Genomic DNA, 10,145 nt, shown 5'->3' on the forward strand with positions numbered 1-10,145 from the left:
GGTCCCTCCCTCTCCGCGAACCAGGCTATCGCCCGGCACCGGCAGGAACGGCCGCTTTCACCGGATCGGCGAGATCTTCCGACCCCGCGGGCAGCGCGTCCGCCGGCCACCACCGCAGGTCGTCGGACTCGTCGCTGCGCACCGGCGAGGCGCCCGGCGGGGCGTGCACCGCGAACCGGACGTCGAAGTGCCGGGTCGGTACGCCCAGCGAGCACGTGATCGGGTGGACGTCCAGGTGCACCGGCTCGGCGGAGATCCGCAGCCCGGCCATCCCCGACTCCTCGGTCGCCTCCCGCAGCGCCGCCCCGGCCAGTGACGTGTCCGACGGCTCGCAGTGGCCGCCGAGCTGCAGCCACCTCCCAACCCGTGGGTGCAGCGTCAGCAGCACCCGCGTGCCGGTGTGGTCCAGGACCACCGCCGACGCCGTCAGGTGCCCGGCCTCGCACGACCGCTGACACGAATCCTCACGAGCGGCCAGGAAACCGAGGAACGCCTGGCGCAGCGACTCCTGGGCAGCGACAGCAGGCCGCCACGACGAAAGCGTCGTGACGGCGTCCGCGTGCAGGCTCACAGTTCCAGCAGCCCTTCGCCGGCCAGGGCCGGGCCGCGCGGGTCCGGCTCGGTGAGCGGGACGCCGATGGCGACCGAACCGAGCGGCTGCCAGCGCTCGTCCAGGCCGAGGACGTCGCGGACGACGTCGGCGGCGAAGATCGTCGAGCCGATCCAGCACGAACCCAGGCCCTCGGCCGCCAGCGCGACCAGCAGGCCCTGGACCGCGGCGCCGCCGGCCACGGTGAACATCGTCTTCTCGCAGTCGTTGCGCCGGTCGTCGCGGTAGGTGTGCGCGCCGTCCGGCACGAGGAACGGGATGACGACTTCCGGGGCCCGGTACAGGATGTCGCCCCGGCTGAGCCGCTTCGCGATCTGCTCCGGCGTGAAGTCGTCCCCGGACAGGTCGGCCTGCCACGACTCGCGCATCGCGTCGAGCAGCTTCTTCCGGACGCCGGAGTCGCGCAGCCAGACGAACCGCACCGGGTGCGTGTGGTGCGGCGCGGGCGCGGTCAGCGCGGAGCCGACCGCCCGCCGGATCGAGGTGGGGGAGACCGGCTCGTCCGCGAAGTGCCGCACCGACCGCCGGGCCGGGACGGCTTCGCGCCGCCCCTGCGCGACGGCTTCGTTGACGCCCAGCCGGAAGAGGTCCTCCTCCAGCGGCCGGATCAGGTTCCGCGCGGTCGAGCCGTCGTCCTCCAGGGAGAGCCCGCGGACCACCGCCACCGGCGTCCCGCCCAGCTTGCCCTTGACCAGGTCGGCGGCCGCGGCGAGCTCGTCGGCGACGGCGACCTCGGTGACGGCCAGTTCGTTGCCCTGCCCGTCGATCTGTCCCTGGTAGGCGTGCAGCACGCGCAGCCCGGACGAGCCGATGGCGGCGTCGGTCTGCCCGACCCGCCAGGCCCGGCCCATCGTGTCGGTGACGACGACGGCGACCTCGACGCCGAGCCGCTCCCGCAGCCCGTTGCGCAGCGCCAGCGCCGAAGCGTCCGGGTCGGCGGGCAGCAGCGCCACCTCGTCACCGGCCACATTGGACGCGTCGATCCCGGACGCGGCCTGCACGATCCCCAGGTGGTTCTGGGTGATCACCGTGCGCGCGATCCGGGCGACGATCCGCACGGCCTCCTGCTCGACGAGCTTCCGGCGTTCGGCGTCGCGGGCTTCGGGGTCCCGCGGCACGCGCACGAGCCTGCCCTCGGCCTTGGAGACGATCTTGCTGGTCACGACCAGCACGTCACCGGAGCGCAGCCAGGGCGCGGCGGCCACGATCGCGCCGGTCAGGTCGTCGCCCGGGCGGAACTCCGGCAGCCCGGTGACGGGCAGGATCTCCAGCTTGGGGGCAGCGTGGTCACTGGTGTTGGTCAACGGGGGCTCCAGCCAGTTCGAGGGCGGCGCGGGCCATCGCCGCGGTCGCGTCCACATCGGACATCAGCAGCGGGACGTCGCGGACGGTCACGCCCGGCACGTCCGCCGTCTCGCCTTCGGCGATCAGCCAGCCGTCGAGCACGCCGCCGTCCTTGCGCGAGCCGTAGTGCCGGCCCACCGCCTCGGCCGACGTCTCGACGCCGATCGCGGTCAGGCACGCGTCGGCCATCCCGCGCAGCGCCTTGCCGCCGATGATCGGCGACACCCCGACCACGCCGGCGGACGTCTTGCGCAGCGCGTCCCGGACCCCCGGCACGCTCAGCACGGTGCCCACCGACACGACCGGGTTCGACGGCGCGAACAGCACCGCGTCCGCCCCGGCGATGGCCTCCAGCACGCCCGGCGCGGGCTTGGCCTCGTCGGCCCCGACCGCGACGATCGAGTGTGCCTTCGGCTCGGCGCGGTAGCGCACCCACCACTCCTGGAAGTGGACGGCCTTCTGCTGCCCGTCCTGCTCCGGGTCGTCGATCACGACGTGCGTCTCGACCCGGTCGTCCGACATCGGCAGCAGCCGGACACCGGGCTGCCAGCGATCGCACAGGGCCTCGGTGACCGCCGAGAGCGGGTAGCCCGCGCGCAGCATCCGCGACCGGATCAGGTGGGTGGCGATGTCCTTGTCGCCGAGGCCGAACCAGGTCGGCTCGGCGCCGTAGGCGGCCAGCTCCTCCTTGACGACCCAGGTCTCGCCCGAGTGCCCCCAGCCGCGTTCTTTGTCGATCCCGCCGCCCAGGGTGTACATGCAGGTGTCCAGGTCCGGACAGATCCGCAGCCCGTGCATCCAGACGTCGTCGCCGGTGTTGACCAGCGCCGTCACCTCGTGCTCCGACTCGGAGGCACCCTCGGGTGCCATGCCCAAAGCCGCCTTGACACCCAGCAGGAAGCGGGCCCCGCCCACTCCGCCGACCACTACCACGATCTTCACGACGTCGAATCCTCGCACGAGCCGGGTGCGGGCACCCAGTACCGGTATCTGTGGTGCGGGGCGTAGCCGAGCCCCGCGTAGAGCGCGAGCGCGCCCGAATTCCCCTCCGCGACCTGCAACACCGCGCGGTCGGCTCCGTGTTCCGCACCCCAGGTCTGCACGGCGTCCATCAACGCCGACGCCAGCCCGCGGCGGCGGAAGGCGGGATGCACCGCCAGCCGCCCGACGTGCAGCCAGTCGTCGACCAGGGCGGCGCGGACGGCGCCCGCGACACTGCCCTCGACCACCGCGAGGCCGTAGCCGACCTTCCCGCCGGTGAGGACCTGCCGTGCGGCGGGAGTGTCCTCGCCCGGGCGCAGCGTGAGCTCCCACCAGCCGGGCCCGGGCTCGTCGCCCACCGTGACGCCGGGCACAGCGGTGACATTCGGGCCTTCGGCCCGAGCCGGGGGCTCCGCCACCCGGAACCCCCGAAAACGTGCGGCGGTGACCAGCGGGGCGGTCAGCACCTCGACCTCGTGGCCGGCACCGTGCCCGGTGGCCGGCACCCACCCGGCCGCGCTGATCGCGTGTTCGTTCGGGCTGTCCCGGACCACCTGCACCATCGGGGCGATCCCCCGATCGTGGGCGAAATCACACACCGCGTGCAGGGCCTCGGCGAGCGGGCGGCCGGCGTCGCCGACGGCGAGTGCGCTGTTGGCGCGCCCGGTGAAGCCGTCCGCCCAGCGCAGGCGCCACTCACCCAGGGGATCCTCCGCCAGGGGTGGCCATGCTTTGCTGCACGTGATTTCGAGCTTCTCGCGGACGTTCACCGCTAGATTGTGACGGAGACGGTGAACGTCGCGGGAGCGGATTTCCGCAGGAGGTGTGGCGTGGGTATCCAGCGCAAGGACGAGCGGCACAACGAGAAGGTCGTCGACGAGATCGCCGAGGGGTTCAACCGAGCCGTGGGGGAGAAGAAGCCCGGAAGTGACACGCCCGAAACCGGCGCGAGCGAGGCCCCCAAGCCGCGCTTCGTCATCACCGGTGACGCCCGGGCCACCCCGCCCCCGCGCCGCCGCCAGAGGTGAGCCCGTACCCCCGGTATGGCTAAGGCTTGCCTCACCGATCGAACGGGTGCCGACGCCGCGTAATGTCGGCACCGACTGGCTGTTTGCTGAGACTGTGTTTGCAGAGAAAAGCAGGAGTGCGCAGTGACCTACGTGATCGCCGAGCCCTGCGTCGACGTGCTCGACAAGGCGTGTATCGACGAGTGCCCCGTGGACTGCATCTACGAGGGCGAGCGGATGCTGTACATCCACCCGGACGAGTGCGTCGACTGCGGCGCCTGCGAGCCGGTCTGCCCGGTCGAGGCGATCTACTACGAGGACGACGTCCCGGACACCTGGTCGGACTACACCAAGGCGAACGTCGACTTCTTCGACGAGCTGGGCTCGCCCGGCGGTGCGTCCAAGGTGGGCAAGACCGCGCACGACCCGGCCTTCATCAAGGCGTTGCCCCCGCAGGGCGAATGAACCGGATCGCGCTGCCCGACTTCCCCTGGGATTCGCTCGCCGAGGTCAAGGCCACGGCCCAGGCGCATCCCGGTGGGGTCGTCGACCTCTCCATCGGCACGCCGGTCGACCCGGTCCCGGCCGGCATCCGCGAGGCCCTCGCGTCGGTCTCGGAGATCCCCGGGTACCCGACCACCCACGGCATCCCGGCGCTGCGGGAAGCCGCGCGCGGAGCGCTTTCGCGGCGGCACGGCGTCGACGGCATCGAGCCGGACGCCGTGCTGCCGACGATCGGGTCCAAGGAGGCCGTGGCCTGGCTGCCGCGGCTGCTCGGCTTCGGCCCCGGCGACGTCGTCGTCATCCCGGAGCTGGCGTACCCGACGTACGAGGTCGGCGTGCTGCTGGCCGGCGCGTCGATCCTGCGGTCCGACGGCCTGACCGCGCTCGGCCCGCGGAAACCGGCGATGATCTGGCTGAACTCGCCGTCCAACCCGACCGGCCAGGTGCTGCCCGTCGAGCACCTGCGCAAGGTCGTCGAGTGGGCGCGCGAGCGGGACGTCGTCGTGGTCTCCGACGAGTGCTACCTGGCGCTCGGCTGGGAGTCCGACCCGCTGTCGGTGCTGCACCCGGACGTCTGCGGCGGCCGCACCGAAGGGCTGATCGCGGTGCACTCGCTGTCGAAGTCGGCGAACCTGGCCAGCTACCGCGCCGGGTTCCTGACCGGTGACCCCCGCCTGATCGCGCAGCTGCTCGAGGTCCGCAAGCACGCGGGCATGATCGTGCCGCGCCCGGTCCAGGAGGCGATGGTCGCCGCCCTGACCGACGACGAGGCCCTGCGCACGCAGCGCGAGCGCTACGCCCGCCGCCGCCTCGCCCTGCGAAAGGCGTTGCTGGACAACGGCTTCCGCATCGACCACTCCGAAGCGGGGCTCTACCTCTGGGCGACCAGGGACGAGGACGCCGCGGCGACGGTCCGGTGGCTGGCCGACCGCGGGATCCTGGTCGCGCCGGGGACGTTCTACGGCCCGAAGGGCGGCAAGCACGTCCGCGTCGCGCTGACCGCGACCGACGAGCGCGTCGACGCCGCTGTGGAGCGCCTGACTCAGTAGTCGCGGCCGGTGAGGCCCCGGTAGATGAACCGCGTGAGCAGCTCGATCGCTTCTTCGTCGGTCGGTGGTGTCCAGTCCGGCGGTGAGCCATGCAGCCACGTCGCCGCGAAGGCGTCGACGAGGTTGTACATCAGCATCCCGCAGCGGTCCGGCGTCGTGGGCAGCTTCAGCCCGGCGCGGGTGATGTGCGCGAGGTGGTCGTCGAGGTCGGCGGCCTGGGACGCGCCGAACTGCGCGAGCGTGCGGGCGAACGTCTCGCTGACCATCGCCGCCTGGCGCAGCGCCAGCATGGTCGCGGCGTTCTCCCGGTAGAAGGTCCAGTACTGCCGGACGTGCCAGCGCACGGCCGCGGGGTCGCTGAAGTCGGTCAGGTGGTCCTCGCTGTCGGCGCTCTCGTCGCCGGACGCCGCGATGTCGGCCATGAGCGCTTCTAGCAGCTCTTCCTTGCCCGCGAAGTGGTTGTAGAACGACCCCGCGGCCCGGCCCGCCTCGGCGGTGATGTCGGTGATCTTCGTGTTCAGGTAGCCCTTCCGGGCGAACACGCGCTTGGCCGCGGCCTTGAGCGCGACCTCGGTCTCCGCGGCCTTTTCCTTGCGGCTCGTCGCCGTCATCGCCACCTCCCTTGACACGGGACGCTAGCAGCGTCATTCTGAATTTAGATTCACTGAACTCAAATTCACTGGGAGGGCGACATGGACACACGGGCGCTGATCGCGGGAGCGGGACCGACCGGGCTGACGCTGGCCATCGAGCTGGCGCGGCGGGACGTCGCCGTGCGGATCATCGACAAGGCCGAGACCTACTTCGTGGGCTCGCGCGGAGACGGGCTGCAGCCGCGCACGCTGGAGGTGTTCGAGGACTTGGGCGTGCTCGACGCGGTGCTGGCCGCGGGCATGGCCCCGGTGCCGATGAAGATTCACCTCGGCGGCGAGGTGGTGGGCGAGCGGATGATGTTCGACCCGGTCGAGCCGACGCCGTCACGGCCGTACGCGACCGGCTGGTTCCTGGGCCAGTCGCAGACCGAGGGGATCCTGCGCGACCGGCTGGCCGAGTACGGCGTGCGGGTCGAGCTCGCGACCGCGCTGACCGGCTTCGACCAGGACGCTGACGGCGTCACGGCGACGCTGAGCACGGGGGAGACCGTCCGCGCGGAGTACCTGGTCGGCGCGGACGGCGGCAAGAGCTTCGTGCGCAAGACGCTGGGGATCGCGTTCGAGGGCATCACCGACGAGTCGATCCGGATGCTGCTCGGCGACGTCCGGGCCGACGGCCTCGACCGGAACTACGGCCACTGGTTCGCGACCCCGGACGAGCCGATGAGCGGGATGTCGTTCAGCCCGCTGCCGGGCACGCCGCACTTCCAGTTCGGCGCGGCGCTCGGTGACGGCGAGACCGACGTCGAGACGGCGTTGCCCGCGGTCCAGGCCCGGCTCGACGCACTGAGCGGCGGCACGGTCAAGCTGACCGACCTGGCCTGGTCGACGGTGTGGCGGCCGAACGTCCGCCTGGCCGCCCGCTTCCGCGACGGCCGGGTGTTCCTGGCCGGCGACGCGGCGCACGTCCACCCGCCGACGGGCGGGCAGGGGCTGAACACCGGCGTCCAGGACGGCTACAACCTGGGCTGGAAGCTCGCGGACGGGGCACCCGAGCTGCTGGACAGCTACGAAATCGAGCGGAGGACGGTCGCGGCCCGGGTGCTCGGGGTGACGGCCGGGATCCTGCAGAAGTACGTCGACGGGGACGACGACGCCCACCACCGCGGCGAGGAGACGAACCAGCTGAACATCACCTACCGCGGCGGCCCGCTGTCACCGGCCGGGACGGGCGGGCTGCGGCCGGGCGACCGGGCGCCGGACTCGCTGCTGACCGACGCGAACGGCAAGGCGGTGCGGCTGTTCGAGCTGTTCCGCGGCCCACACGCGACGGAGCTGCTGTTCGGGGCGGGCGAGACGCCGGGGTACCGGATCCTGCCGGCCGGGAGCGTGGCGACGGGAACGGACCTGGTCGACGAGGGCGGCCACGCGTACGCGGCTTACGAGGCTTCGGACGGCCGCCGGGTGCTCATCCGCCCCGACGGTTACGTCTGGTCGATCACCGGCTCGTGAGTGGTAAGGCGGGTTCTAACCCGCCTTACCACTCACGAGCGCTCAGGCGTGGAGGGCCTTGGCGGCCGAGTCCACCGCTTTCCACGACTTCCGCCAGGTGGCGCGGACCTCGGCGCGGCGGCTCAGCTCGCGCTCGGCGATCCGGCCGGCGACGAACCCCATCGGGCCGTCCGCCGACTCCAGGACCGTGCGCATCCGCTCGGCCGCGATCACCGCGTCCTGGTGCTCGCCGAGCACGGTCTGGAAGTCCTTGGTCGCCTTGAGCAGCTGCTTGATCTTCGCCGCCTGCTTCTTCTTCGCCGACGTCTGAGCCAGCTCCGCCGCGTACCGCAGCTTCTTGCCGTGGATGCGCAGCGCGTGCAGGTCGTCGTCCGGCGGGTCGGCGGGCAGGGCGCGGACGGCCTTGGTGAGCTTGCGGTGCGGCTTCGCCAGCCCGGCGATCAGGTCGTGCGGCTTCTCGCTCGCCGCCGCGGCCGACGCGCCGTCCCGCGTCAGCAGGCTCACCTCGCGCAGCAACGTCGAGTACCGGGCACTCGACAGCGCCCGCGTCAGGCGCCGCTTCGCCGAGGCTCGCTCGGTGACGAACTTCGCCACCAGGCGGCGGCCCGCCGCCTGGTCGCGGACCTCGAAGCCGGCGATGACCTCGCGCAGGTGCCCGATCAGCACGTCGTGATCGCGCACCTCGCCGAGGGACTGGCCGAGCCAGCCCAGCTCCGCGCGCACCGGTTCGGCGCCGTCGCCGACCAGCTCGCCGGACAGCTTCAGCACGCTGCGCATCCGCCGCAGGGCGACGCGCATCTGGTGCAGGTCTTCCGGGTCCACGCCGGAGCGCGTGCCGGGCTCGTGCGCGAGCAGCGCGCGGATCTCCCGGTCGAGCTTGGCGCGGACGTGGTGGACCGCCGGGTCGGCCGGACGCGCTTCGACGGGCGCGTCCGGCAGGCCCAGCTCGGCGGGCGTGCGAGGCAACGATTCGGTGGTCACCTAGTGAATAGTAGGTGAACGATCGCCCTCAGTCGTTGGCGTGGAGCGCCGCGTTCAGCTCGACGCCGGAGCCGGTCCGGGGCACGACCTCGACCGCGCCCGTCCCCGAGTTCCGCCGGAAGACCGCGCCCGAGATGCCGTTGAGCTCGCGGGCCTTGACGACCTTGCCCTCGACGACGACCTTCGTGCCCGCCGTGACGTACAGGCCCGCCTCGACGACCGAGTCGTCACCGAGCGAGATGCCCACGCCGCCGTTCGCGCCGATCAGGCAGCGTTCGCCCAGGGAGATCGTTTCCTTGCCGCCACCGGACAGCGTGCCCATGATCGACGCGCCGCCGCCGACGTCCGAGCCGTCGCCGACGACCACCCCGGCCGAAATCCGGCCCTCGACCATCGACGCGCCGAGCGTGCCGGCGTTGAAGTTGACGAAACCCTCGTGCATCACGGTCGTGCCGGAGGCCAGGTGGGCGCCGAGCCGGACGCGGTCGGCGTCGCCGATCCGGACCCCGGACGGCAGGACGTAGTCGACCATCCGCGGGAACTTGTCGACGCTGTAGACGGTCACCGGGCCGCGCGCCCGCAACCGCAGCCGGGTCGCCTCGAAGCCGTCGACCGGGCACGGGCCGTGGTTGGTCCACACGACGTTGGCCAGCAGTCCGAACATGCCGTCGAGGTTCTGGCCGTGCGGGCGGACCAGCCGGTGCGAGAGCAGGTGCAGCCGCAGGTACATGTCGTGGGTGTCCGCCGGGGCGTCGGCCAGCCTGCCGATCGTGGTGCGCACGGCGACGACCTCGACCCCGCGGTCGGTGTCCGGGCCGAGCAGCGCCGCGGCGGCTTCGCCGAGCAGCTCCTTCGCCTCGTCCGCGCCGAGTCGCTCGGTGCCGGCGGTGCCGCTTTCGGTCAGCTTCGGGTGCGGGTACCAGGTGTCGAGGACCGTCCCGTCGGTGGTGACGGTGGCCAGCCCGACGCCGCTGGCGCCGGTCGTTTCGGGGTTCGGGCTCTGCTCGCTCACGGCCCTCACCGTAGTGGAGTGACGCGGATCAACCACTCGTGGGCCGGGCGTCTACCTGCTTCTTCAGGCCCGCGAGGGCGCCGGCGATGTCGACGAGCGCCTGCGAGCAGGGACCGCCCGCGGCCGGGACCGTGGTGCAGCCCGCGCCCCGGAAGGACCCGACGGCCTGCTCCAGCTTGGCCGCCTCGGCGACCAGCCGCGGGTCGCGGTCGTCCGCGCGCTTGCGGGCCGCGCCCGGCACGTTGGCGACCTCCGTGACGTACTTCTCGCAGCCCTTCGGCAGCTGGGTGCGCGGGCTCGCGTAGCACTGGTCCGCGGTCAGCGCGTCCAGCTTGGTCGGGAGCGCGTCCGGCCCGGGCTCGCCGGCCCGCGGCCGGGGCGCCGGGCCGGCCTCGTTCCCGCAGCCCGACAGGACCAGGACCAGCAACGCGCCGCTCACGGCGACCGGGAACTTGGGCACACCCCCACGGTAGCGTGCGGGTCAGTGTCAGGGTGATGTTGCCGCTGCTGCGGTGGTTGGATTCCTGGCCGCTGGTGATCTGGCTCGTAGCG

12 protein-coding genes are annotated in these 10,145 nt (G+C 72.5%); 4 read left to right on the top strand and 8 right to left on the bottom strand.

What is annotated here, in order from left to right; all coding sequences use genetic code 11:
- Positions 1 to 25: 25 nt before the first annotated feature.
- Genes C2L58_RS47425 through C2L58_RS47440 form a run of 4 tightly spaced genes read right to left on the bottom strand, consistent with a single transcriptional unit; the run spans position 26 to position 3,705 of the window.
- Positions 26 to 571, bottom strand: coding sequence for an NUDIX hydrolase (locus C2L58_RS47425; protein ID WP_103344194.1), 546 nt, complete (start codon positions 569 to 571; stop codon positions 26 to 28).
- Complete coding sequence (locus tag C2L58_RS47430) at positions 568 to 1,971, bottom strand: coenzyme F420-0:L-glutamate ligase (RefSeq protein WP_369904387.1); 1,404 nt, start codon at positions 1,969 to 1,971, stop codon at positions 568 to 570. Before C2L58_RS47430 ends, C2L58_RS47425 begins: the two co-directional genes overlap by 4 nt.
- Positions 1,898 to 2,896, bottom strand: a complete 999-nt coding sequence (gene cofD, locus C2L58_RS47435) for a 2-phospho-L-lactate transferase (protein ID WP_103344196.1) — start codon at positions 2,894 to 2,896, stop codon at positions 1,898 to 1,900. Before cofD ends, C2L58_RS47430 begins: the two co-directional genes overlap by 74 nt.
- The gene (locus C2L58_RS47440) at positions 2,893 to 3,705 is read right to left on the bottom strand and encodes a GNAT family N-acetyltransferase (protein WP_103344197.1); all 813 of its coding nucleotides are present in this window, start codon (positions 3,703 to 3,705) and stop codon (positions 2,893 to 2,895) included. The genes cofD and C2L58_RS47440 overlap by 4 nt, the downstream gene beginning before the upstream one ends.
- A gap of 60 nt (positions 3,706 to 3,765) precedes the next feature.
- Between C2L58_RS47440 and C2L58_RS47445 the strand changes: the two genes are divergently transcribed.
- The 3 genes from C2L58_RS47445 to dapC all read left to right on the top strand — a co-directional run bounded on the left by C2L58_RS47445 (position 3,766) and on the right by dapC (position 5,495).
- Positions 3,766 to 3,963: a hypothetical protein gene (locus C2L58_RS47445; protein ID WP_103344198.1), complete on the top strand. Its 198-nt coding sequence runs from the start codon at positions 3,766 to 3,768 to the stop codon at positions 3,961 to 3,963.
- 123 nt (positions 3,964 to 4,086) lie between these two features.
- Positions 4,087 to 4,407, top strand: a complete 321-nt coding sequence (gene fdxA, locus C2L58_RS47450) for a ferredoxin (RefSeq protein WP_103344199.1) — start codon at positions 4,087 to 4,089, stop codon at positions 4,405 to 4,407.
- Complete coding sequence (dapC, locus tag C2L58_RS47455) at positions 4,404 to 5,495, top strand: succinyldiaminopimelate transaminase (RefSeq protein ID WP_103344200.1); 1,092 nt, start codon at positions 4,404 to 4,406, stop codon at positions 5,493 to 5,495. The genes fdxA and dapC overlap by 4 nt, the downstream gene beginning before the upstream one ends.
- Here the strand turns inward: dapC and C2L58_RS47460 are convergent.
- The gene (locus C2L58_RS47460; protein WP_103344201.1) at positions 5,489 to 6,106 is read right to left on the bottom strand and encodes a TetR/AcrR family transcriptional regulator; all 618 of its coding nucleotides are present in this window, start codon (positions 6,104 to 6,106) and stop codon (positions 5,489 to 5,491) included. The two genes, dapC and C2L58_RS47460, sit on opposite strands and share 7 nt — an antisense overlap.
- Before the next feature lie 81 nt (positions 6,107 to 6,187).
- Between C2L58_RS47460 and C2L58_RS47465 the strand changes: the two genes are divergently transcribed.
- Positions 6,188 to 7,600, top strand: coding sequence for an FAD-dependent monooxygenase (locus C2L58_RS47465; RefSeq protein WP_103344202.1), 1,413 nt, complete (start codon positions 6,188 to 6,190; stop codon positions 7,598 to 7,600).
- A 42-nt stretch (positions 7,601 to 7,642) separates the two neighbouring features.
- Here C2L58_RS47465 and C2L58_RS47470 read toward each other — a convergent pair whose 3' ends face one another.
- From C2L58_RS47470 to C2L58_RS47480, 3 genes are read right to left on the bottom strand one after another with little or no spacing between them, the layout of a single operon-like run.
- Positions 7,643 to 8,581 carry a CHAD domain-containing protein gene (locus C2L58_RS47470; protein ID WP_103344203.1) on the bottom strand — a complete coding sequence of 313 codons (939 nt, stop codon included), beginning with the start codon at positions 8,579 to 8,581 and terminating at the stop codon, positions 7,643 to 7,645.
- Between the two features lie 28 nt (positions 8,582 to 8,609).
- A complete protein-coding gene (dapD, locus tag C2L58_RS47475) occupies positions 8,610 to 9,593 on the bottom strand; it encodes a 2,3,4,5-tetrahydropyridine-2,6-dicarboxylate N-succinyltransferase (protein ID WP_103344204.1) in 984 nt (327 codons plus the stop codon).
- Positions 9,594 to 9,621: 28 nt separating this feature from the next.
- Positions 9,622 to 10,053 carry a hypothetical protein gene (locus C2L58_RS47480; RefSeq protein WP_369904388.1) on the bottom strand — a complete coding sequence of 144 codons (432 nt, stop codon included), beginning with the start codon at positions 10,051 to 10,053 and terminating at the stop codon, positions 9,622 to 9,624.
- Between the last annotated feature and the right edge of the window lie 92 nt (positions 10,054 to 10,145).

Source organism: Amycolatopsis sp. CA-126428 (assembly GCF_002904335.1).
Classification (GTDB): domain Bacteria; phylum Actinomycetota; class Actinomycetes; order Mycobacteriales; family Pseudonocardiaceae; genus Amycolatopsis.

Excerpts from the sequence above, each read along its gene's own strand:
- C2L58_RS47430 (WP_369904387.1), bottom strand. The coding sequence starts at position 1,971 with ATGTGGACGCGACCGCGGCGATGGCCCGCGCCGCCCTCGAACTGGCTG.
- dapC (WP_103344200.1), top strand. The coding sequence starts at position 4,404 with ATGAACCGGATCGCGCTGCCCGACTTCCCCTGGGATTCGCTCGCCGAG.
- C2L58_RS47460 (WP_103344201.1), bottom strand. The coding sequence starts at position 6,106 with ATGACGGCGACGAGCCGCAAGGAAAAGGCCGCGGAGACCGAGGTCGCG.
- C2L58_RS47465 (WP_103344202.1), top strand. The coding sequence starts at position 6,188 with ATGGACACACGGGCGCTGATCGCGGGAGCGGGACCGACCGGGCTGACG.